Origin of the sequence: Candidatus Brocadia sp., from assembly GCA_021646415.1 — a bacterium.
Taxonomy (GTDB): domain Bacteria; phylum Planctomycetota; class Brocadiia; order Brocadiales; family Brocadiaceae; genus Brocadia.
Map to the genome: position 1 here is coordinate 82164 of SOEU01000009.1, position 24587 is coordinate 106750.

The following is a 24587-nucleotide window of genomic DNA, read 5'->3' on the forward strand; positions in this document are numbered from 1 at the left end:
TTGCCTTTCCTCGTTTCCACTAAGACAGGTTTCTGTCATTCCCGTGTAAACGGGAATCCAGATAAAAAAAGCGCATGGATTCCCATTACCCATTTTCATGAGGACAGGTTTCGTGGGCATGCATGATGAGAATGGTCTACTTTGAAATTTCTAGCTTCAGATTAAACACGGACAAACGATCCCTGTTCAAGACATACAGGGACATGGTTTGTCTGTGCTACCCCAAATACCGCTTAAATAAAATGAAAAGTTTATACAATTAAATTATTTCGTAAAACTTATTACCCTCGTGGTTTTGCCAATATTTCAAGCACTTTTAGGTGGAGAAATCTCATTGATGTTGCGGACTTTATTATGCATACCGTATCAGCCCCTCTGGCAGTTCCTCCAACGGCAACAACTTCCTCAAACTCGGGAATGAGTCCACCGTCACAGGCCTCCATAACTATTTCGCAACAGACCTTGAGTCCTTCTCCAAGACGCCGTAAAGACTGGGCAACAACCATGGTTGGGTAAAGACCATTAAATTTCTGTGCAAATGCGGTTTCGATGGAGTGGGTAAGAATTGTACCGGTATAAATTTTCCCACCAAGTAATAATATCTCTTCCTTCTTTTCAGGCAGCATTTCAAAATGATTTGGTTCTTTGTAACCGAAAGAGTGGGTAATGATTACAAGGTTAACGTCTTTACCCCGGAGCTTCCTTGCCATTGCAACGCCCGTATCTCCAGCGGTTGTTGCAACAACGATGTGTTTGTATCCCTGGTTAACTAAGGAGGCTGTTATTTCTATGCAACGTTCAGTGTTTTCATTTCCGGGCTTATCAAAATAATGAACTTCTCTTATCATGATTTTCGTGTATCATCCATGAAAGAAATAAATCAACTCATCTTTAAAATTATTAGGTAACATTTTAGCTGTTTGAAAATTGCCTTTAAAAAAAACCGTCACTGCTCGCTCCCAAACTCTCGTTTGGGAGCGAGCAACTGAAAGATACTTTCAAAAAGCTAAATTGTTACATTATTAGAAACTTTAAGGAGCGACCACTATTGCAAACAGGGCTTATTTATAGTAGGTAAGAAATACAATGTCAATGAGTTTTTCTTATCTTAAAGTTGAATTATACAAAATTCACAGTGCAGCAAGCTGCAAACAAATTGCCCCCATTTATCGTTCGACTGAGCGTTCGCCTGAGTTCATGCCGAAGACTCACGACGTTGCGATGGAGGGGAGTGGGGGTGGTAAAAAACTTCCCAAAAAAAAAGTTTTTACACAGTAAACTATAAACATAGCCACTTACCTGTTAAAATATGTTCATTAGGGTGCAGATGTATACTGGCAATAAAATTATCTTTTATTTTGTTTAATTTCTGGTATTATGAGTTTATCTAGATTCAAATGAAATCTTATACTACTCAATGAAATCCATCCGGGAATACCACGAGGCTACAAAGCATAGCTGGGAAAAACTGTATCAGGATCGTCACTTCCTTGATTGGGCTAATCAGCCTAGTCCTTTTCGCACGTATCTGGATTGTCCACAGATAGACTTAGGAAGCAGCTTTGAAAAAATGGACGCACCATTATCAAGGATTTGGTATCGCAACCATGTAAAGCCAAGAAATGGATCCATTACCTTGAACACGCTGTCTACACTCTTGTATTACTCAATGGCTATCAGTGCTTGGAAATCATATCCCGATGTGGAATCGTGGTCACTCAGGGTCAACCCAAGCAGTGGAGACCTGCATCCTACAGAAACACATCTTTATGTTTATAAGTTGAAAGACCTCCCGGATGGCGCTTATCACTATTTTGTTAAAGAGCACCAATTAGAGCAACGTGCCGCTGGAGAACTCGTTCCTACCTTATGGCGGATACTGGGCGGTACTTCTCTAACACCCCCGATCATTATTGGACTTAATACCATCTTTTGGCGGGAAGCATGGAAATACCAGTCACGCGCCTTGCGATATTGTTATCTCGATCTGGGACATGCCATGGCAGCTATGAGAGTAGCGGCTCACGGATTAGGTCTTTTCGTATTATTTATTGGCAAATTTTGTGATAATAATATTCGAAAGTACCTTCGTTTTGATGAGATTGATGAGCGTCCTCTTTTGTTTTTGGCTCTGGACACAAAGCAACCCGTTACTGAAATGGCTCAGAAAGAAGTCCAGAAAAGGAGTATTAATGCAGTAACGCGTACGAACAGACTATCAAGTATTGAAGTGGATTATCCACTCATTTCTAAGGGACACTCACTTACCAGTGAAACAATTATGAGCTCTTTATCAAAAAGAAGCGATGAAAATCCCCAAAAATCCCTCTTTAAGAGAGGGGGACTATATAATCCTCTCTTTGAGAAAAGGAAGAATGACGGATTTTCGAATGAAGCGTCTGTAAGTATTTCTCGCAAAAATAACGGGCAATTTATTGAAATTAACGAGGCAACGCCGACTGTCGAATACCCATTAAAATGGACGATCAGACACAGGCGAAGTGCCATTGATTTTGATGGCAAAACGATACTGCCTTTGAGCGTATTTGACCTTCTTATACAACTCTTGTGCAGTACTTATGAGGCGGATTATCGTATTCCTGAAAGCCAACCACTTATCATTCCATACCTGTATGTCCATCGGGTAGAAGGTTTGGAAGGAGGTGTATACTATTTTGACATAGGGAACAAAAGGTTGTGCTTGTTATCCAGTGGAGATATGCAATACGTAGCAAAGGAATTGAGCCTAAATCAGGACATCGCCGGTGATTCGTCATTTGCTATCAGCTTTATCAGTAATTTTGACTATGCGTTACAGACATATGGCAACAGAGGATATCGTTACATACATTATGAAGCAGGATTTATGGGGCAGGCCTTGTACCTTGGCGCTACGGCAACTGGGTTCGATGCAACCGGGATTGGTGCTTTTATTGACGACGAGGTTCATACCTTCTTAAAAACACCGTCCGAACAACAAGTGGTATATCATTTCACCGTTGGGAAAAGGGTTGACGATCCACGTATCTCAGCACTTCCCGCTTATAATCATGTACATGATATTGAGGAAGATGTGAAATAACACCTACATTTTGATTATTACATAAAAATTAAAATGGAAGAATTACAAAAATTCAAAACCGTAAAACACAGAGATATGAAAAAAACTCTGTGAACTTTAAGGTCTCTGTAACTTTTCTGAACTTTATTAATTTATAGTACTTGGAACTCGGAGAAAAACACTTGTTTTTGCTGTGCAATGTTTATAAAATTTGTAATTTACTGTATAGGATTTTCGTTTTATTTATGGGGGTTTTCTCAGGCTATCTGGTAGGATTTATTTCAATAATCTGTGGAAAGCCTCCCCCCTTATCGTTCTACGATTGATACCAGATTATCCTCCTTTTGCAATAAAATGAAGGAGGGTATAAAACACCTGCTAAATATGTTCCTGGCAAGTTCAGGAATCAAATCGAAAGTCTTAAAAACAAATTGGTTGCTTACTTTATTGATGACAAAGTTAACAGAGTTTTCTTTTGTTTCCCACCATCAAATGGTTGTTCGGCGTTATTCTTGTACTAAACGCAGGATAAAATCTAACGGGATCGGGGCCTAAAAATTAAAAATTGTTATATTCTTGATACGAAGTTATTGGTTAAAAGAATTGGAGGATATTCAAGTGAAGGCAATAATCCTTGCAGGAGGTAGTGGGGAAAGACTTTGGCCATTATCCAGAAAGAATTATCCGAAACAATTCCTGAAAATAAACGGAGATAGGTCTCTTTTACAACAGACGGCAGTGAGGTTTTTAAGTATGGTTTCTTCGGAAGATATTATTGTATTAACAAATAAGGATTACAAATTCCATGTCTTATCCGATTTAAATTCTTTACTCGTACTCAATAACCATGCATTAAATACCAATATAATACTTGAACCTGCAAGTAGAAATACAGCGCCAGCCGTAGCGCTTGGAGTTAAGTACTGTATTGAAAAGCTTGGCTGCACAGAAAACGAGGTTGTATTTTTATCTCCTTCTGATCATATAATAAGACCAACTGAGAGATTTGCCGAATATATGAGGCTTGCAGATGAAACAGCCCGAAAAGGCTATATAGTTACCTTTGGCATAAAACCTGACAAACCTGAAACCGGCTATGGATACATAAAATTCGGCAGTCAATATTCAATAGGTGACGGTAAGAATTTTTTAAGAGCAGAGAAATTTACAGAAAAACCTGATAGTGAGACTGCAAAGCAGTATATAAATGCGGGGACTTATTTCTGGAATTCTGGTATGTTTGCATTTAGTATAGGTACGATAATTGAAGAAATGAATTCCTATGCACCTGAAATAAGGGAAATGATTGATTTGAGTTTTGAAGATATGCTATCAGGTTTCAAAAAGATGCCAAATATCTCTTTAGATTATGCAATTATGGAAAAATCAGATAGGGTTGTAGTACTACCTTTTGATTTGTACTGGAATGACATAGGCTCATGGGATTCTTTATATGATGTGCTGGATAAGGATGAAAACGGCAATGTAAAAAGAGGTGATGTCCTGACTATAGACACTCAGGGGACGCTTATCTTTGGGAGTAAAAGGCACATAGCAACTATTGGGTTAGAAAATTGCCTGATCGTTGAAACTGATGATGCCGTATTGATTGCGAAAAAAGGAGAGGCACAAAAGGTAAAAGACATAGTGAATAAACTGAAAGAAAATGCGAGAACTGAAGCAGAGGAACATGTTACTACTTATAGACCTTGGGGAAGCTATACAATTCTTGAGAAAGGTCCACGATATAAGATAAAACGGATAGTAGTAAATCCAAACGAAGAGCTCAGTCTTCAAATGCATTATCACCGCTCTGAACACTGGGTAGTGGTGAAAGGGAGCGCTAAGGTGACGATTGGCGACGTGGAGAAGTTTGTCCATGAAAATGAATCTGCATATGTGCCGAAGTCAACTTTGCACCGACTTGCAAACCCGGGGAAAGTGCCTCTGGAGATAATCGAGGTTCAGAACGGAGAGTATCTTGGCGAAGATGATATAGTAAGATATGAAGACATTTATGATAGAATATCAACTCCAAAACCGTATTAATCAATGTTGCCCAATTGTTTGAATTTACGTTAACGTTAAGGAATTTCAATGTAAAGACACGGCATGCCGTGTCCCCAATCGCACTTATATTTATCATGTTAAAAAGTCGCCGAAGTCATCCTGAAAAAAAGAACACACCCCTTATATGTCTAGCCCCTCTCGAGAGAGGAATATAAGAAGTCCCCTCCTGGGAGGGGATTCAGGGGTGGGTATATCGGGATATAAGGGGTGGGTAAAATAAATTCATCATTCTATAAAAAGTCGTTTGGGTTTTAAAAGACAAAACCCAACCTGATTTACGATTGGACACTAATAAAATTTTATCGGAGAGGCAATGGTGAAAAAGGCTTTAATAACCGGGATTACCGGGCAAGACGGTTCGTACCTGGCAGAGTTCTTGCTTTCTAAAGGTTATGAGGTGCATGGGATTATAAGAAGGGCGTCGACCTTTAATACCCATCGCATAGACCATATGTATATCGACCCACATATCCCAAAAGCGAAACTTCTCCTTCATTATGGAGACCTTTCAGACCCTGGTCTTATAACTGAAATCGTGTGGAATATAAAACCAGACGAGATATACCATCTGGGCGCGCAATCTCATGTCAGGGTTTCTTTTGATATGCCGGAATTTACCGGAAACATAACTGGTTTAGGGACCACTCGAATTCTAGAAGCCATAAGAAGGAGTGGGATAAAAACAAGGTTCTATCAGGCCTCATCTTCGGAAATGTTTGGAGCGTCTTTGCCTCCCCAAAATGAGAAAACGCCGTTTTATCCCAGGAGCCCTTATGCTGTAGCAAAACTGTATGCCTACTGGATGGCAGTCAATTATAGGGAGGGATATGGACTTTTTGCCTGTAATGGAATACTTTTTAATCACGAGAGTCCTCGCAGAGGAGAGACATTTGTGACAAGAAAAATAACTCGGGCAATTGCCAATATCCTTATGGGAAAGCAGAAAAAAATTTTCCTGGGAAATTTAAATGCAAAAAGGGACTGGGGGTTTGCCCCTGAATATGTAGAGGCAATGTGGCTTATGACCCAGCAAGACGAACCGGATGATTACGTGATAGGTACTGGGGAAAGTTATTCAGTACGAGAGTTTGCAGAGAAAGCATATAAATATGCTGGTATAGAAATTGAATGGAAGGGAGAAAGGGGACAAGAAAAAGGGTTTATCAAAAGTATAGAGAAAAGATGGAAAGACCATCTCAAACCAGGGATTATTCTGATAGAGATAGATCCGAAATATTTCCGGCCCACTGAAGTTGAACATCTTAGATCTGATATAACAAAGGCAAAGCAAAAACTTAACTGGCATCCAAGAACTACTTTTGATGAACTAGTAAAGATTATGGTTGATTATGATATGCAACTTATGGGGATTGACCCGCCTGGGAAAGGAATAGAAATTTCAAAGGAAAAGGGATTTGAATACACCGATCATGATTTTTCATTTTACGAGAAGGTAAGAGAGGGGTGTTAGTTGTTGTTTATTTACAGTGATTTATAGTCCTTCCTAAAGCGTCCGAATGTATTTTTAGGTCATTATTTGAGTTTTGTTCAAAAAATTGAAAATATCATAGCGCTAAAAATCTGCAACCAATTAATCAATAGCGAAATGACAACAAATAATTCAATAGCCATGAACCAGAGTTCTAAAATCTTCGTGGCCGGCCACACTGGTTTGGTGGGATCGGCTATTGTGCATAGACTCCAGGATTCTGGTTATAAAAATCTCGTTGTAAGGACCCATAAAGAGTTGGATTTGACAAGACAGTTTGAGGTAGAGGCATTTTTTGAAAAAGAAAAGCCGAAATTCGTTTTTTTGGCGGCTGCCAGGGTTGGTGGAATATTGGCTAACAGCACATACAAGGCAGAGTTTATCTATCAGAATATAATGATCGCTGCAAATGTAATTCATGCAAGCTATAAATATGGTGTTAAAAAATTGTTAAATCTTGGATCGTCTTGTATATATCCAAAATTTGCTCCTCAACCAATGATGGAGGAACATTTACTCACGGGGAGTCTTGAACCTACCAACGAGCCCTATGCGATAGCAAAGATATCTGCAATAAAACTTTGCAGATATTTCAACGAACAATATGGCACAAACTTTATCTCCGTAATGCCAGCCAACCTCTATGGTCTGAATGACAATTTTGATTTAGAGACATCTCATGTGTTGCCAGCATTGATAAGGAAGATGCATCTGGGAAAGTGTTTGGAAAATGGAGATTTTCAGTCTATAAGAAACGATTTACAAAAACATCCAATACATAATCACGATGTAATAAAAATGACGGATGAAGAGATCGTTAACCTCCTTTCACGAATCGGAATAAAAAGCAATTACCCAAAAAACTCCAAACTCCAAACTCCGAACTCCAAACGCACAACTATTGTTGAGGTCTGGGGTACGGGTTCTCCCTATCGTGAATTTCTCCATGCAAATGATTTAGCGGATGCCTGTATATTTTTAGTGCAAAACTACAATACACATGACATTGGAGAGCTCGTAAATATTGGTACAGGCAAAGAATTAAAAATTAAAGAACTTGCTAAGATTATTAAGGAAATAGTAAAATATGGAGGAGAAATACAATGGGACACTTCAAAGCCTGATGGGACACCAAGGAAGCTTTTGAGTATTGAAAAAATAACTAAACTTGGCTGGAAAGCAAAGATTAATTTGCGTGAAGGGATCGAACTTACTTATGGAAAATATTCAAAAAGTCAGCTTAATTGAAAATAAGTTTAAAAGCGAAATCTATAGGTTAAATAATTATCAAATAGTGTCGATAATAAACGTATCACTATCTTCGTCAATTTTAAAGAATGCAATTTACCCGTTTTTTAATTTTTAAAATAAAATAGGTGGCAAAGATGATAAAAAATATTATTATGATTTTAGTTGTGTTATGTGTTATCTCTGTTACGTCAACATTGTATTGTGCTGATGAACCTCCTCAGGAACAGCAATATACAGTCGGCTTTGGTGATGTTCTGGACATAAATGTACTTGATCATGATGAACTTAAAACTAAAGCGCCCGTTACATCAGACGGTTTGATATCATTTCCTTACATAGGTAGCATCAAAGTCAAGGGTATGACTTTATCAGAGATCGAAAAGGAAATATCAAAAAGGCTTTCCAGCAGTTACATAAAGTACCCAGTTGTGTCTGCGACCTTGACGCGTTTTGAGAGTGTGAAATTTTTTGTATATGGTGAGATTAAAAATCCGGGAAGATTCCCACTTGAGGGCAATATGACCGTAATTAAGGCCATTTCAACGGCGGGGGGCATTACTCCTGAAGGTCTTTATGGTAAAGTAAAACTCAGACGCAAGTTGAAAGATAGACACCAATACAAAGAAATCAACATCGATCTTAAAAACTCAAAAGAGAGTAATACGAACTGCGATATGCCTATCGAGGATGAGGATATAATAGTCGTTGAACGCAACAAAGAGTTCTTTGTATATGGTGAGGTTATGAAACCTGGCAAATACATACTTGGGGATAATATGACAGTCCTTAAGGCGATATCCCTTGCAGGTGGCTTTGCGAAATTCGGTTCTCCCGATAGAGTTAAAATTCTTCGAACAGTTCCAGGTAAAGAGGGGTATGAAAGTATCAAAGTCGATATGAAAGGTGCCGTGAAAGGTGCAGTCGGTAAAGATATCCGTTTAGAGTCAGAAGATATGGTAATAGTATTGGAAGGAATTCTTTAGGGGGAACACATGGATTTAAATTTTCCTGGAAGTACCTTACGAGATTATATAAGGGTAATATTTAGACGCAGGGCTGTTATTATAACCACTTTTGTAACTGTAATAATAAGTGCGATTATCGGCTTGGAACTTATGACGCCAATGTATGATGCCAGGGTTAAAATGCTTATCACCGCAGAAAAACAGGCTCAGGCCCCTTATTATACGCGCCTGGGTTATGGACGAGGGGGAGGTTTATCTACTACCCAGAGCGAGATTGTAACCTCAAACCCTGTAATTGAGCGTGCAGTAAAAGTTCTTAAACTCTACGAGCGTCCATCTGATTATGAAAAGAATTTTTGTTCTCCGCTTAAAGCATGGTTAATAGATCTAAGACACAAGATGAAGGAAATGCAAAAGGTGGCGAAAAATAATTTGAAAACAGTACCTCTTTTATCCGGGCAGGAGACGACTCTTTCCCTGATAGGAAATACGGAGGAAAAATTATCTGTCGAAGAAGCAGAAGATGTTCAGAAGCAGATGGATTCTTTTCGGGGGGCGGTAGGAAGTCTTAAAGGTAAAATAACAGTTGAACCCATAGAAAACACTGATTTATTTACAATTGCCGTTAGTGATTTTAGCCCGGTTGAAGCTGCTACGATAGCCAATGTGGTGAGCCGCTCGTATGTCATTTTTGACCTTGAACAGCAATTGGCGGAATACCAATTGAAATACGGAGAAAAACATCCAATTGTAGTGCAACTAGAAAATGGTATAAATAAGATAACCAAAAACCTTACCGGCGAGACGCTTCCTGCTATGGAGGCAATTGGTCCTGCAAGTGTCAAGATTATTGAACAGGCACAAGCGCCTTCTAAACCTACAGGAAAAAGTAAAACCCTTATTTTGCTTCTTGCCATTGCTATGAGTCTGTTTTTAGGAGTTATACTTGCTTTTGGATTTGAATTTATCGATCAAACATTTAAGTCGCCTCAGGACGTAGAGACATTTCTTAACTTGCCGCTTTTAGGCTCTATACCAAAGAAAGGATTTAAAAACGGCGTACTGATTAAAGACTCAAAACGGACAGCCTCTTTAATTCAACCCTACCAGAACCTCTCTGACCAGTTGTATCTCTTGATGAAAGATAAAAACTTAAAGTCCATTTTGATAACCGCCGCTTCACCAATAGACGGGTCTACTACTATAATTGCCAACATCGCTAATTTTCTATCAAACAAGGCAGGTCATAAGGTAATGGTAATTGACGCCAACTTAAGGATGCCGTCAACTCACAAGGTCTTTAATATTTCTGATAATGGAGGTCTTGCGAACGTACTCGAAGGTAAAATTTCATTGGAAAAGGCGGCTCAAGTTTTAGGTACTAACCTAACGGTACTGCCCGCTGGTAATACATCGCTTAATCCTACACCTCTTTTAGATTCCACCAATATGTTCAATGTAATGAAGACCGCCAAAGAAAAGTATGAGTTCATTTTCGTTGACTATGCAAACTTAAGGAGTTTTAAAGATGCCTGTGTCCTTTGTCCACATTTAGATGGAATTGTCCTGGTTGTGAACGAGGGAAAGACCCGACACCATACGATAAAGACGTTAATCGCACCTTTGAAGCACAAAAAAGCCAACCTGATCGGCGTTATTTTGAAAAATCGCACCTATGCAATCCCAAAGATGATTTACGAAAGACTGTAGTTTCTTGATACCTAAAAGAATATTTGACTGCTGATTTGCGTATTAAATGCTAATTAAACGTTTAGGAATTTCAAAGTTCGTATCATAGCAGACCAGAGATCCCCTGAATCCACATTTCCTCTTCTATCCCCTTCCGGAGGGGGACAAAGGGGGGAGGGAAATCCTCCTTAATAAACTAGGGGGTGAGGGGTTGTTTTTAACCGGCATTTGCCGTGTATCTAAAAGTCACTGCCAAAGGCAGCCTAATTCATGTCTTCTGTCTGGGGCGCAATTTGGGGAGCATACAACCTATTGCACGGAGCGTTCCTTGTATAGTGCAGGGTATGGGATGCAAGATGTACGTAGTATTGGAGGAGTTGGAATATGGTCTTACAAATAATCCGTCGACAAATCACGGTTGATGAGTACCACCGAATGGGTGAAGCCGGGATTTTTCAAAATGATGAAAGGCTGGAGCTTGTTGATGGAGAAATTGTAAAAATGACACCGATTGGAAGCAGGCATGCACATTGTGTAAACAGGATGACCGAATTCCTTATTACACACCTGGGTAATAGGGCAATGGTTAGCATTCATAATCCTGTTTGCCTTGGAAAATATTCTGAACCACAGCCGGATATCGCAATTATCAAACGGAACGAATATGCATATATGACACGACATCCCGATGTCAGTGATGTTTATTTGATTATCGAATTCGCAGATAGTTCAATTGATTTTGACCATGATGTAAAATTACCTATATATGCAAAAGCCGGAATTCATGAAGTTTGGATCGTTGATTTGGTTTCTGAATGCGTTGAAATTTATCATGAACCTACATCTGCTGGTTACAAACAGATGAACACAAAGAAGACGTCTGATACCTTTTCACCATCTTCATTTCCCGATATCACAGTTACTGTAAATTGGGTTTTGGGCAAAAATTAAGTTAGTGCTTATGGGGTTATGCCCCTGTCTACATATATATTGGAAGATAGCCTGGTTGGTAACTCTCGATCTTTCATCGGCCACTTTACGGAGATCACTGCAAAGCCTGTCGGGGAATCTGTAATCTTAGGGAAGGGGTTTGATCGGTTCAAACAGGTGGTGGTTAGTGCGCAAGTATATAATTTTATTACTTGCTTCATTCCTGTTTCTGGAATCATAACTATAAATGTTATTAAATCACATAAAAAGAGTGATAACAAATATACCTGGCTGGCGAACTAACCGAAAAATTGTTGTAATTGAATCTGACGATTGGGGCAGTGTTAGAATACCGTCAAAAAGTATCTACTCTAAATTGCTAAAAGCCGGTATTCCAGTAGATAAAGATCCATATTGCAAATTTGACTCTTTAGAAACTGCCGAAGATATTTATAGTATATTTGATATTCTTTCTAAATATAAAGATAAAAACGGAACGCATCCGGTTATTACAGTTAATACTGTAATGAGCAATCCTGATTTTAAAAAAATCAAGGATAGTAAATTCCAAAAATATTATTATCTACCTTCACTAAACCCAAATGGTTCAAGTTCGCATGACACTATTAAATTATTTAATGAAGGAATATCAAACCACCTGTTTTTCCCTCAATTTCATGGAAGGGAACACCTGAATACTAAGCAATGGTTATTAGCACTGCAAAATGGAGATAATGAAACGCATATAGCTTTTGAATACGGTGTTTATGGTATTCCACTGAAAAATAAAGTTCTAGGACGTAGAAATGATTTTATGGCTGCATTAGATATAAACTCATATGATGACGTACCTTATTTAAGTGATTCAATAAAAGAAGGATCTATACTTTTTGAAAAAAGGTTTAATTATAGGTCTAAGTCATTTGTAGCACCATGTTATACTTGGAGTTCAGAGTTAGAAATAAAATTACGCGAAGCCGGAATCTTTTATATTCAAGGTATACATTTTCAAAATGAACCAATCCCGGGAAAATGCGAATATAAAAGAAGGCTGCATTACATAGGGCAAAAAAATAGGCATGGCCAAATCTACCTGATACGAAATTGTTCTTTTGAACCAACAATAACACAGAATACCGGAATAGTTGACGAATGTTTAAAAAGAATCAACCTGTTATTTAAATTGGGTAAACCAGTAATAATTGGTACACATCGTTTAAATTATACCGGTACTTTACATGTTGAAAACAGAATTAATAACTTAATGATACTGGATAAATTGTTAAAACAAATTTTAAAATTATGGCCAGATACTGAATTCATGAATACATGTCAATTAGGTGAATTAATAAAAAATAAATCGTAATTCATGCAAGCTATAAATATAGTGTTACAAATTTTAGAATGGAAAGCCAATATTTGGCGGCGTATGGGGGTTGAAGAGGTATATTATCTAATAAAAATATTTTATGATTATCCGCTTGACTACCACTGCCTCAATATCATAAAATATTGGGGTTATGGAATGGTATCCTACGACGATAATTGAGTTTGAAAAAAGTTTTGCGACTGAGCAATCTTGCCATGAATATCTTTATCGAATACGATGGCCAGAGGGATTTGTTTGCCCTCATTGTAATCACCACGAATATTGGATAACTAAAGGGCGGTATCGTTGTAAGCGTTGTCGATACTGGATTTCTGCTACAGCAGGAACTATATTTCAAGATACGCGTATACCGTTGCAGGTATGGTTTTTGGCAATCTGGCAAGTGGTCAGCCAAAAACACGGTATCAGCGCTTTGGGTCTTCAACATGTTCTTGGATTTAACAGATATGAGACGATATGGACCATGATGCACAAGTTGCGGATTGCTATGGTCCGTCCTGGTCATGATCGTCTGGTAGGTCCTGTGCAAGTCGATGAAACCTATATAGGTGGTAAATGTCCAGGAAAACTCGGGCGTAGCGCTGATGGCAAAACGTTGGTGGTTGTAGCAGTTGAAGATAGAGGTAAACGTCCCGGGCGTATCCGCCTGCATAAGGTTAATGATGCATCGGGGCAAAGTTTGATACCCGCGATTATAGAAAGCATTCAACCTAACAGCGAAGTATTTACTGATGCTTGGGAGGGATATAGCCAACTGGCTTCTTCTGGTTATAAGCATAGGGTTCTTAGAAAAACATCGGATGTTGGTAAAAATTTGTTGCCTTTGGTTAACCTTGTGGCTTCTTTTTTGAAACGATGGTTGCAAGGAACTCATCAAGGTTCGCCACGAGCCTCTCATTTGGAGTACTATTTGAATGAATTTGTTTTTCGTTTTAACCGCAGAACCTCACGATCTCAAGGATTGTTGTTCTACCGCCTTATCCAACATGCGGTGAATGTTGACCCCGTTAAAGGCCAAGACATTCGTGGCGTTAGTTAGTAAGCCAAGACCCCATAATTTATTTGTGGTGGTAGTCAAGCGGATAACCATAAAATTTTTTTATCATTAACTGGATTGCCAGGTAATACAAGACTTCTAAGTCAAATCATAGAAGCGCATACTTTTTAAAAATGCAGGAGCAGTACTTTGTTAAAAAATTAAGCGGCGAATTTTTTCTTCAGTCGTTTCAATTTGATTTTAAAATAGTCACGAGCAAGATTTTCGTTCTTTGAGAGAGTGCTTGTTGAGGCAAATTCAAGCAGGGAATTAATAGCCTGTTTGAATTCATTAAAGGTAATGGGTTTTGTTTCAAGGATTTTATTGAGATACGCATCCCCGTTTACACGAGGACAAGTTTTGTTTGATCCAGTAGACAAGAGTCCATGCGATAAGACAAAGATTCCAGTACCGCTCAATCTTTTCAATATGTCTGACCTGATAGTGACCAAAGTAAAAGGTATCTTTTAACTTTCTGAAACACTGCTCAATACCCCAACGAAGCAGGTAGTTGGTGATAACCGTCTTTGCAGATGCAGTGAGTTGGTTGGTAATAAGGATGTGACAGGTATTGTCATCATCCTTGTTCCACTTACCAAGAACCACGACGAACTTCAAAGGGATATCACACTCTTTCAGTTGTGCCTCAAAAGAATATGTTCTATAGGAAGCTTCAGAGCCATCCGGAGTTTTGAATTTGAGGGATTTGGTTTTATGCCAGTAATGCTTTTTGATGAGGGTAACGAGCTCATCTGATTTTACACAAGACGTTGTTCTTTTTACCGGATGGTGCATTCGCCCTGTTAGATATTGTTTGTGCTTACTTTTTGTAAACAAACAAGATGTCTTATCTAACAGGGTGAAGATATTTCTGTTGGATTTTATTTCAGAAAAGAAGAATTTCTTTCGTGACTTAAAAATATTTTTTTACAAACGTTTTTAACAAAGTAATGCCAAGGTAAAGTTGATTAAAGGGCATTCACTAATGAGTCCTTTAAAATGATATTTAATTTTGGATGTTTAATATTAAGAATAGGTTCTATGGCCTCTTTTATATTATGGATAGCTTCTTCAATGGTTCTCCCTTGTGTAAAACAATTAGAATGTTCAATGCATTGGGCAATATAAAATTTCTCATCCTTTTCTATTTCAACAGTAAATGTTTGCATGGCAAACTCCTTTAACTAATTTTTGAGATATTTTCCAAATTACACTCTTTTTGATGCTTATGGCAATAAATTTTACCATGGGAAACGCCGCATGAAACTGGCATCCTCTTACTTGGCCCATGGCCGAATAAACAAGATAGTAGTTGGCATGACCCAGGGTGTGGGGCTATAAAAATCCCGTTCCCGGGTAAAGAAAGTTGCAGAACGTAGTTGATGCAGAAGTGCTATAATATCCTCATCTTTTATTCCCCTGATTATGCATGCTGATTTGCATATACATTTTCATGAAACATTATACCCGTCTTACAATGGCAAAACCGAACAATTGTAGCTTGTCCGTGCCACCCCAGTACAATGGTTGCAATGTTCCAACTTAACAAATCACAATTTGTGACCCTTTTTGAGTACTAACAATCATCACCGGGGGCTTTATTTACCGAAAAGAGCCAGAAATGAGGTGCTCTATGAGTCGGTGTCCTTCCTTTATGTGGAGGCCGGATGCGTGGGCATTGACCTCGCAGTAGGGAAGTCCTATACCTTTTTCTATACCGGTACCGTAGGCCGTAAAAGGGACGGATTCCGGGGTATGCGTTCTTTTAACAATAGGCGTGTAATGGTCCGGGAGAACCAGGATACGCAGGTCAGGGAATTTACTTTTGGATTCAAGAACAGGCCCGATTATCTTACTGTCTACCTGTTCAATGGCTTGCACTTTTTCATGCACGTTACCCTCGTGTCCCGCCTCATCAGGGGCCTCTATGTGTACCAGTACTATATCATGAGTTTCCAATGCCTGGATGGTATAGTGCCCTTTGTTGGCATAATTTGTATCGAGATAGCCGGTAGCACCTGGTACATGTATGATGTCCCATCCAAGATAGCAGGCAATACCCTTGATCAAATCTACGGCGGTAATGACGGCACCCGTGAGGTGAAACCGCTCTTTGAACGTAGGCATTTTGGGGCGATGTCCCTGCCCCCACAGCCAGATCATGTTTGCGGGGTTTTCTTCCAGGTCTATACGAACCTTGTTTACATCGTGATTCGGCAGAAACGTCCGGGAGCGTTCCATGAGATCAATAAGGATTTCACTTCCATGTCCTTTGGGGAGGTGTTTTCGAATCGATTGGCCCATGATATCGTGGGGAGGAAAACATTTTGCGTCCATCTTCTGTGATCCTCTGTATATCATGATGTGACGATAGCTCTTACCGGTGTAGAATTGAATGATGTCATTGCCCAATTTTTCGTTCAGGAGTTTAATAAGAACGGCTGCTTCGTCAGTTTTAATATGACCGGCACAAAAATCCTCCAGGATGTCTTCGCTGGCAGTAATAAAGTTGCACCGGAATGCCCAATCGTCGTTGCCAAGTTTGATGCCAATGCTGGCAGCCTCGAGGGGTGCTCGCCCTGAGTAGTATTCCCTGGGATCATATCCTAATAGGGTAAGATTCGCTACGTCACTGCCTGCGGGAAATCCGCCTGGAATGGTCCGAACAACGCCAAGCTGACCATTTTGTGCAAGAAAATCAAGGTTGGGAGTACGTGCCGTTTCAACGGGGGTTCTGCCGCTGAGTTTGTCTATGGGGTAATCTGCCATTCCGTCAGGAACAATAATGCAGTATTTCAAGAGACCTCCTATTCTTCCACACGGAGAAATTTTGTATGGTCTTTTATTACATCGAGTTGTTTGATTTCCGCAAGCGCCTTTTGCAGATTGCCTTCTTCTGCAATATGGGTCATCATTACCAGGGGAACAGTGCCGTTTTCCCTTGCCTTGTGCTGGATTACCGAGGCGATGCTGATCTCATATTTCCCCAGGATGCCGGATATTTTTGCAAGCACACCGGGTTTATCCACAACGGAAAATCGTAAATAATAGCGGGTTTTAAATTGTTGTACATTAGCTAAAGGAATATACTCGCAATGCCCGGAAAAGGTCTTCATGGCTTTAAATGTGATACCTGCTCTTCCCAGTGCAACATCCACGAGGTCCGCAACCACAGCGCTGGCTGTGGGCATCTGACCTGCGCCCTTGCCATAGAGCATTGTTTCTCCTACAGCGCTTCCGGTAATACAGATAGCATTAAAGACGCCATTTACCGAGGAAAGCGGATGGTCATGGGGAAGAAGTGTGGGGTGGACGCGGAGTTCAATATGATTTTCGGTTTTCTTTGCAATTGCCAGGAGTTTTAGGGTATATCCCAGTTCATGCGCATACCATATGTCCGATAAATCCACGGCGCTAATACCTTCATGATAGATGTTTTTGTAATCAAAATCTACACCAAACCCAATCCTTGCTAAAATAGCGAGCTTGTGTGATGAGTCTATGCCCTCTACATCCATGGTAGGGTCTTTTTCAGCATAACCCAACCTTTGTGCCTCGGTGAGGGCATCGCTGTATTTTACCTTCTCCCTGGTCATCTTGGTTAAAATGTAGTTGGTTGTGCCATTTACAATGCCAAAAATAGCCTCAATCCTGTTGGCAATAAAACCATCCCGCAGTGCAGCAATAATGGGAATTCCACCCCCTACACTTGCCTCAAATGAGATGCTCTTGCCGTGTTGGCGCGCCTTGCTAAAGAGCTCTGAGCCGTGTAAAGCCAAAAGCATTTTATTTGCTGTTACGACGTCCTTGCCTTTTTCAAAGGCTGTGGTAATGATTTCCATGGCAGGGTGTAATCCCCCGATAAGTTCCACAATGACCTGAATATCCGGATTATTGAGGAGTGTTTTTGCATCGGTGGTAAAGAGAATATCCGATGGTAAATTCAATTTGTTTTTAGCATCCATGTTACAATCGGCGATACCTTTTAAGACAGGGACACAATCGAGTTTTTCGAGGAGGGGTGAATCCCTTTCCGAAAGGATTTTTGCTACCCCAGTACCAACTGTTCCCAAGCCAATGAGTCCCACGTTGAGTGTTTTCATAAATTATTTGTTTCCTGATAGAGTATTTGCCACAAAGACACAAAGTGATTGAAAACGAGTTACAGGTGATACCAACGTTATTCCTTAGTATCTTCAGGGCTGATGAATAGATAAAGTTAAGTTGCTTATCTAAAGAGGAATTACTATAACGGATAAAAATGTTTATTGTCAATAAAATTTGTAACTGATAAAATTGGTAAACAATCGGAATTGTTGCAACCTGTACCGTTTAATTTTCCTTGTAATGTTTCTAGGGGTCTGATAAATTATTTCTCAAAATTTTATAAGATGCTTCATACAAGGTTCGGTAGAAATACATGATAAACTTTAAACAAAGAGATATTATTTCTATCAGGCATTTTAACAAAGAAGAGTTATTGTATATACTCGATCTGGCAAAGAGAATGGAGCAAATGGAGTATACAGATATACTCAAGGGTAAGGTACTTGCTTTGTTATTTTTCGAACCTTCAACGAGAACAAGATTGAGCTTTGAATCTGCCATGAAGCGGTTGGGTGGAATGGTAATTGGCTTTGCAGAGCCAGGGGTTACTTCGGTGGCCAAGGGTGAATCGTTGAGCGATTCTGTGAAGATTATCGAAGGTTACTGTGATATCATCGTTTTAAGGCATTATCTCGAAGGTTCGGCACAGCTAGCAGCAGATGTTGTGAAGACACCAGTGATTAATGCTGGGGATGGTGCGAATCAGCATCCAACACAAACCTTTTTAGACCTTTATACAATCCAGAAGACAAAAGGAACATTAGAAGGTCTTACTATTGGTTTTTTGGGCGACCTGAAGTATGGAAGGACGGTGCATTCACTTGCGTATGCTCTGGCATATTTTGGTGCCGAGATGTACTTTGTTTCACCGCCCAGCCTCCGGATGCCCGGAGATTTTATGGAGGCACTGAAAGACCGGAAGGTAAAGTGTCACGAAAACGAATCACTCATGGGTATAAGTAAGAGGCTGGACGTGATTTATTGCACAAGAATTCAGAAGGAACGTTTTGCAGATCCGGTTGAATTTGAAAAGGTTCGTGGCATATATAGGTTGAGTAAGGCAGTGCTGGAAGAATTCGGAATTAAGAATGATTTAAAGGTATTACATCCCTTACCGCGTGTGGATGAAATGGATGACAGCCTGGATGCAACCGATTTTGCTGTATATTTTCATCAGGCGCGGAACGGCGTTCCTATCAGAAAGGCTTTATTGGCTGCTGTTTTGGGAGCCATTGAATGAAACATCTCGATGTCGCCGCAATAAAAGACGGGTCGGTGATTGACCACATAGACAGTAAAAGCACACTGAAGGTTGCCGAAATTTTAAATATTCAGAACGAAGAGCAGATAGTCCTTGTAGGAATGAATTTAACAAGTAAATTTTTAGGGAAAAAAGGAATTATAAAAATTGAAGGGAAGATTATCGATCAAAAAGAAGCCAATAAAATCGCGCTTATTGCCCCAAATGCTACGGTAAACATTATTAAGGATTATGAAGTTGTTAAAAAATTCAAGATTGTGATTCCAGAAATTATTGAAGGTATCGTTAAGTGCTTTAACCCGAATTGCGTGAGCAATTATAACAATATAAAAGCCAGGCAACATGTAGTAAATAAAAACCCCATAAAATTACAATGTCATTATTGTGAACGTATTATGAGCGCAAAGGATATTGTATTGATTTGAATTTTTCTGTAGAAACAAAAATAGCCCATCGTATTCAAACAACTTGATGCGTCTCATTGTGGCTTTTAACCTCTTGAATACGACAGGCTATTTTTCAAACTCCCTCATATCCTTACATCGCCTCCTTTTGCTACATAAGGTTTTCCCAAAATTCTACTTTACAATTATCAATAGCGATCAAAAACCAATAAGTTTACGCATTTTTACTACGTGCGGTTTATTCATCGCTACTGAATATTTTCAAAGACTCATATGGAGTTGGGGGCGGTTGATACTTCACATATTTTTATAGTAGGTGTTCGTAACTTATTTTATTTGCCTTTAATTACACCGTGGGGAACGTTGAACCCCATTAACACTCCCCCAACTCCGATTTTATTATATCACGAAAGACGATTTTTGCAAACAAGTTGAAAATAAACAATTTATAAAAGTGTATTTAAAAAGAGTTTAGAGCAAAACTTTTTATAAAAAGGAGAGCCGGAGATGGAAGAAAAGGAGACCAGCGTTGGGGCGCTAGTAGGGTAAAACCCTAAAACCATCTTCGGCTCTCTGTTATTATAGCATATAATAAAAAAATTTACAAATTTTCAGGCAAGCGTAAAAATCACTTGCCCCGTGAATGTAAAATTATTGTGCTATTTTAATATCGGAATTACAAAAAGACGGGAGGACGTGTTTTGTTACAGGTAATTACATCGCTCAAGGATATGAAACATGGCATTAAAACAAGGAAAGAAAACCACAGAACGATCGGTTTTGTTCCTACGATGGGGGCCTTGCATGAAGGGCATTTGAGTCTGGTAAGACAGGCAAAAAAAGAAAATGACACCGTGGTGGTGAGTATTTTTGTAAACCCCTTACAATTTGGGAAGAACGAAGATTTTAAACAATATCCAAGGACGTTTGCTAACGATTGCAACCTCCTTTCTCAGGAGGGAGTTGATATTGTATTCAATCCGAATGCGGAAGAGATGTATTCGAAAGGGTTCTGTACATCAGTTATACCCGGATACCTTGAAGACGCGCTCTGTGGTAAATCACGTCCCGGCCATTTCCGGGGAGTTGCGGTAGTTGTATTAAAATTACTCAACCTCATAAAACCCGATATTGCCTATTTCGGGCAAAAAGACTTTCAACAAACGGTTATTATCAAACGAGTGGTTTTCGATTTAAATGTTGATGTTACGATAAAGGTACTTCCGACAATGAGAGATCAGAACGGGTTGGCATTGAGTTCAAGAAATGCCTATCTCAGTGAGACAGAAAAGAAAGATGCCCTTTGTTTATACGAGGCGCTGACCAAGGCGCAATCCATGGTACATGCGGGGATTCAAAATACAGAAAAAATTGTACCGGAAATGGAGAAAATTATTCATAATACTAAATCTGCCACGATTGATTATATTTCTATCGTGAGCCCTGAAAACCTTGAGGAAGTTTCAATGGTACGCAATGGTGACGTTGCAGCTCTGGCGGTCAGGATTGGTAAGACACGACTCATTGATAATGTAATTCTGTAACAGGACGCGGATTAGCTCAGATAACTGTAGTTTATTAAGTATTTATCCTTAAGTACCTTATTTACCTCAAAAACATGGCATTATACTTGCTAAACGTTCGTTCTGATTATTTTGGAAAGATTAGGCACAGCAAATTTCTTTGACTTTTCTATAAATAATTCTATAATAACGCCTCTATGACACATTATTTGCCTATACTAATATTATTTATCATAGCCGGAGGCTTTGCTGTTACCAACATAGGGATTTCAGTAATTTTAGGAAGACGGAAACCCACCGCAGAAAAGCTCTCACCGTATGAGTGTGGTATTGATCCGGTAGGTTCAGCGCGGGAGCGTTTCTCGGTAAAATTTTATCTCATTGCCATGCTTTTTGTTATCTTCGATGTGGAAGTCGTTTTTCTTTACCCATGGGCAGTGGCTTTTAAGTCGCTCAAGCTCTTTGGGTTTATTGAAATGCTCATTTTTATTGGTATACTACTCGTCTGTTACCTTTATATATGGAAAAGGGGAGGGTTGGAATGGGACTAGAAAGTCACCTGGGTGATAACATTCTGACCACAACTTTAACCACAATGGTAAATTGGGCACGCAAATCCTCCCTCTGGCCTATGCCATTTGGATTGGCCTGCTGTGCCATAGAAATGATGGCTGTAGTTGCGCCTCGCTACGACCTTGCGCGATTTGGTGCGGAGGTCTTTCGATTTTCACCGAGACAATCAGACTTGATGATCGTTGCCGGCACACTAACGTATAAGATGGCATCTGTGGCGAGGAAAATCTACGATCAGATGCCGGAACCCAAGTGGGTTATCGCTATGGGCGCCTGTGCAGTCTCCGGTGGTGTATATAACACCTACAGCGTTGTTCAGGGTTTGGATCAGGTCATGCCTGTGGATGTATATCTTCCAGGATGCCCCCCTAGGCCGGAGGCATTGATCCATGCCATCATGGAAATACAGAAAAAGATTGAAAAAGAATCTTTGTGATCAACATGGATACCGAATCTATAGCAACAGCAATAAAAACACGTTTTCCAGAGGCAATACTGGGTTCTCGTATATTTCGAAGTGAATTAACCCTTATGGTAAAGAGGGATTATATCGTTGCTGTTGCCAGGTTCCTTAAAGAAAATCAGGAGCTTGATTTTAATTTCTTATCGGATCTCTGCGGTGTTGACCGGGTTGAAACCGATGATGTTTTTGAGGTAGTATACCATCTTTATTCTATACAGAAAAACCATCGTGTACGCATCAAGGTGCCTGTTCCATCAGAAGAACCCTGCATACCAACGGTAACGGGTATCTGGAAGACGGCTGATTGGCATGAAAGAGAGACATATGATATGTTTGGTATTAAGTTTGACGGACACCCCGACCTGAGAAAAATTCTCACACCAGAAGATTTTGAAGGACATCCCTTGCGAAAAGACTATCCTTTGGATGGAAGACAACCCGCCACACTCCGAGATACCTATCGAAAGGGTGAGGCGTGACAGAGGCTGCGACAACAACTACGACCCACCTGATGACCATCAATATGGGTCCGCAACATCCCAGTACACACGGTGTCCTGAGGCTTTTGCTGGAACTGGATGGTGAGATGATTGTAAAGGCAGTACCGCACGTGGGATTTCTCCATAGGGGGGTGGAAAAACTTGCGGAATACAGAACATATCATCAGTGTATTCCCCTCACAGACCGGTTGGATTATGTAGCCCCTTTTTCAAACAACCTGGCATATGCCCTTGCTGTTGAGAAATTGCTTGGTATTGAAGTCCCTGAAAGGGCCCAACATATCCGCGTACTTCTTTGTGAACTTACCCGGATTGCCTCTCACCTGTTGTGGCTGGCAACTCACGCACTGGATATTGGCGCTATGACCGTGTTTTTTTACTGCTTCCGCGAACGCGAGGAAATTTATGATATTTTTGAAATGGTTTCAGGGGCGCGGATGCACCTCTCCTATATCAGGGTAGGTGGCGTATCACGCGATTTACCAGGTGGATTCTTAGAAAAAACACGAAAGTTCGTTTCTGAATTTCCCTCACGGCTAAAAGAATACGAAACACTCCTGACGGACAATCCTATATGGAAAAAACGCACTGTTGATGTCGGCGTTATTTCCGCTGAAGATGCCGTCGATTACGGTCTTAGCGGCCCGAGTTTAAGAGGCTCCGGAGTCAGCTGGGATATCAGAAAGGCAGAACCCTATTCCGGTTATGACAAATATCATTTTACCGTTCCTTTAGGTAAAAAAGGAGATGTATACGATCGGTATCGTGTACGTATTGAAGAAATGCGCCAGAGCAACAGTATCGTACATCAGGCTTTAAATCTCCTTCCTAAGGGAGATTTTATCGCAAGGATACCAAATATTACCTTACCCCCAAAAGAGGACGTAGAAACAAATATGGAATCCATGATCAGCCATTTTAAACTCATTATGCACGGTATTCATCCACCCCGGGGAGAGGTATACTCCAGTATCGAGGCCCCTAAGGGCGAATTGGGTTTTTATATTGTAAGTGATGGTTCCAGCAAACCTTATCGATTAAAAATACGGCCTCCTTCTTTTGTCAATCTGGAGGCATTACCGAAAATGGTAGAGGGCAGGTTACTTCCGGATGTTGTCGCTACCATTGGGAGTTTAGATATTGTTTTGGGAGAAATTGACCGTTAAAATTTAAATATCACAAATGATATTTTAAAACTGCCTTTATAACTCTTTAACGTGTGGCAGAATAATTTACAATGAATACCAGAAAAGAACAATCTGCGCGAGGTGAAACTGTAGATCTTTCAAAGGTAGAAAAGATACTGGAGAAATATAAAAACACCCGAGGAGCAATAATTCCTATTTTGCAAATGGTGCAAGCCGAATATGGTTATCTGTCCGAGCCCGTTGTTGACCTTATTTCGGAAAAATTAAATATCAGTACTCATGAAATAGTCGGAGTTGCTACTTTTTACGCTCAATTTCACTTAAAACCCCGCGGGCATCATATCATTAAGGTCTGTTGCGGGACTGCGTGTCATGTGAAAGGAGCAAAAAAGGTCCTGGATAAACTAAGTGAGGCTTTAGAAGTTTCCACAGGTATGACGACAAAGGATAATGTATTTACGTTAGAAGAAGTTGCCTGTCTGGGTGCATGTTCACTGGCCCCTGTCATGATGGTTGATGAAGATATCCATGGAAAACTAGCCCCCGACACTGTTGCCACGGTTATAAAAGAAATAAAAGAAACGGGAATTTCTGGCGCGGCGTAGCTGCAACCAAAAAGATGCAGTAAGCAGTTGGCAATGAAAATGTATCAGTTTTTGCCTACTGCAAACTGTATACTGCCTACTGAATCGAACAAATGGGATAGTTACCAAAAAAACTTACAAAA

Annotated in this window: 22 protein-coding genes; 17 read left to right on the plus strand and 5 right to left on the minus strand. The window is 39.9% G+C overall.

Translation table 11 applies throughout. From position 1 onward, the window contains the following. Positions 1–281: 281 nt before the first annotated feature. Positions 282–848 carry a hypothetical protein gene (locus E3K36_09070; GenBank protein MCF6155386.1) on the minus strand — a complete coding sequence of 189 codons (567 nt, stop codon included), beginning with the start codon at positions 846–848 and terminating at the stop codon, positions 282–284. A 569-nt stretch (positions 849–1417) separates the two neighbouring features. Here E3K36_09070 and E3K36_09075 point away from each other — a divergent pair. The 9 genes from E3K36_09075 to E3K36_09115 all read left to right on the plus strand — a co-directional run bounded on the left by E3K36_09075 (position 1418) and on the right by E3K36_09115 (position 13884). Further along, positions 1418–3082, plus strand: coding sequence for a SagB/ThcOx family dehydrogenase (locus E3K36_09075; protein ID MCF6155387.1), 1665 nt, complete (start codon positions 1418–1420; stop codon positions 3080–3082). Between the two features lie 597 nt (positions 3083–3679). After that, positions 3680–5110, plus strand: a complete 1431-nt coding sequence (locus E3K36_09080; GenBank protein ID MCF6155388.1) for a mannose-1-phosphate guanylyltransferase/mannose-6-phosphate isomerase — start codon at positions 3680–3682, stop codon at positions 5108–5110. A gap of 337 nt (positions 5111–5447) precedes the next feature. Further along, on the plus strand, positions 5448–6602 hold the full coding sequence (gmd, locus tag E3K36_09085; protein MCF6155389.1) for a GDP-mannose 4,6-dehydratase: 1155 nt from the start codon (positions 5448–5450) through the stop codon (positions 6600–6602). Positions 6603–6761: 159 nt separating this feature from the next. Continuing rightward, the gene (locus E3K36_09090; protein MCF6155390.1) at positions 6762–7868 is read left to right on the plus strand and encodes a GDP-L-fucose synthase; all 1107 of its coding nucleotides are present in this window, start codon (positions 6762–6764) and stop codon (positions 7866–7868) included. Positions 7869–8023: 155 nt separating this feature from the next. Beyond that, entirely contained in the window at positions 8024–8854 is an 831-nt protein-coding gene (locus E3K36_09095) for a sugar transporter (GenBank protein MCF6155391.1), read from the plus strand. Between the two features lie 9 nt (positions 8855–8863). Then, a complete protein-coding gene (locus E3K36_09100; protein MCF6155392.1) occupies positions 8864–10546 on the plus strand; it encodes a polysaccharide biosynthesis tyrosine autokinase in 1683 nt (560 codons plus the stop codon). A 363-nt stretch (positions 10547–10909) separates the two neighbouring features. Further along, positions 10910–11476: a Uma2 family endonuclease gene (locus tag E3K36_09105; protein ID MCF6155393.1), complete on the plus strand. Its 567-nt coding sequence runs from the start codon at positions 10910–10912 to the stop codon at positions 11474–11476. A gap of 226 nt (positions 11477–11702) precedes the next feature. Next, positions 11703–12821, plus strand: coding sequence for a hypothetical protein (locus E3K36_09110; protein MCF6155394.1), 1119 nt, complete (start codon positions 11703–11705; stop codon positions 12819–12821). Between the two features lie 154 nt (positions 12822–12975). Further along, positions 12976–13884 (plus strand): IS1595 family transposase, encoded by a 909-nt coding sequence (locus E3K36_09115; protein MCF6155395.1) that lies wholly within the window; start codon positions 12976–12978, stop codon positions 13882–13884. Between the two features lie 318 nt (positions 13885–14202). Here E3K36_09115 and E3K36_09120 read toward each other — a convergent pair whose 3' ends face one another. The 4 genes from E3K36_09120 to E3K36_09135 form a co-directional block, all read right to left on the minus strand. Continuing rightward, positions 14203–14718, minus strand: a complete 516-nt coding sequence (locus E3K36_09120) for a hypothetical protein (protein ID MCF6155396.1) — start codon at positions 14716–14718, stop codon at positions 14203–14205. A gap of 131 nt (positions 14719–14849) precedes the next feature. Next, positions 14850–15050, minus strand: coding sequence for a type II toxin-antitoxin system HicB family antitoxin (locus E3K36_09125; GenBank protein ID MCF6155397.1), 201 nt, complete (start codon positions 15048–15050; stop codon positions 14850–14852). 433 nt (positions 15051–15483) lie between these two features. After that, entirely contained in the window at positions 15484–16680 is a 1197-nt protein-coding gene (locus E3K36_09130) for a cofactor-independent phosphoglycerate mutase (protein MCF6155398.1), read from the minus strand. A gap of 8 nt (positions 16681–16688) precedes the next feature. Further along, a complete protein-coding gene (locus E3K36_09135; GenBank protein MCF6155399.1) occupies positions 16689–17984 on the minus strand; it encodes a homoserine dehydrogenase in 1296 nt (431 codons plus the stop codon). Positions 17985–18304: 320 nt separating this feature from the next. Between E3K36_09135 and pyrB the strand changes: the two genes are divergently transcribed. From pyrB to nuoE, 8 genes are all read left to right on the plus strand, one after another. Continuing rightward, the gene (gene pyrB / locus E3K36_09140) at positions 18305–19228 is read left to right on the plus strand and encodes an aspartate carbamoyltransferase (protein MCF6155400.1); all 924 of its coding nucleotides are present in this window, start codon (positions 18305–18307) and stop codon (positions 19226–19228) included. After that, entirely contained in the window at positions 19225–19674 is a 450-nt protein-coding gene (locus tag E3K36_09145) for an aspartate carbamoyltransferase regulatory subunit (GenBank protein ID MCF6155401.1), read from the plus strand. Before pyrB ends, E3K36_09145 begins: the two co-directional genes overlap by 4 nt. Before the next feature lie 680 nt (positions 19675–20354). Next, the gene (locus E3K36_09150) at positions 20355–21197 is read left to right on the plus strand and encodes a pantoate--beta-alanine ligase (GenBank protein ID MCF6155402.1); all 843 of its coding nucleotides are present in this window, start codon (positions 20355–20357) and stop codon (positions 21195–21197) included. 176 nt (positions 21198–21373) lie between these two features. Beyond that, on the plus strand, positions 21374–21727 hold the full coding sequence (locus E3K36_09155; GenBank protein ID MCF6155403.1) for an NADH-quinone oxidoreductase subunit A: 354 nt from the start codon (positions 21374–21376) through the stop codon (positions 21725–21727). Then, positions 21718–22185 carry an NADH-quinone oxidoreductase subunit B gene (locus E3K36_09160; protein ID MCF6155404.1) on the plus strand — a complete coding sequence of 156 codons (468 nt, stop codon included), beginning with the start codon at positions 21718–21720 and terminating at the stop codon, positions 22183–22185. Before E3K36_09155 ends, E3K36_09160 begins: the two co-directional genes overlap by 10 nt. A gap of 5 nt (positions 22186–22190) precedes the next feature. Continuing rightward, on the plus strand, positions 22191–22691 hold the full coding sequence (locus E3K36_09165; protein ID MCF6155405.1) for an NADH-quinone oxidoreductase subunit C: 501 nt from the start codon (positions 22191–22193) through the stop codon (positions 22689–22691). A 32-nt stretch (positions 22692–22723) separates the two neighbouring features. Continuing rightward, positions 22724–23878, plus strand: a complete 1155-nt coding sequence (gene nuoD, locus E3K36_09170) for an NADH dehydrogenase (quinone) subunit D (protein ID MCF6155406.1) — start codon at positions 22724–22726, stop codon at positions 23876–23878. Between the two features lie 71 nt (positions 23879–23949). After that, positions 23950–24465 carry an NADH-quinone oxidoreductase subunit NuoE gene (nuoE, locus tag E3K36_09175; GenBank protein ID MCF6155407.1) on the plus strand — a complete coding sequence of 172 codons (516 nt, stop codon included), beginning with the start codon at positions 23950–23952 and terminating at the stop codon, positions 24463–24465. The last annotated feature ends 122 nt before the right edge of the window (positions 24466–24587 follow it).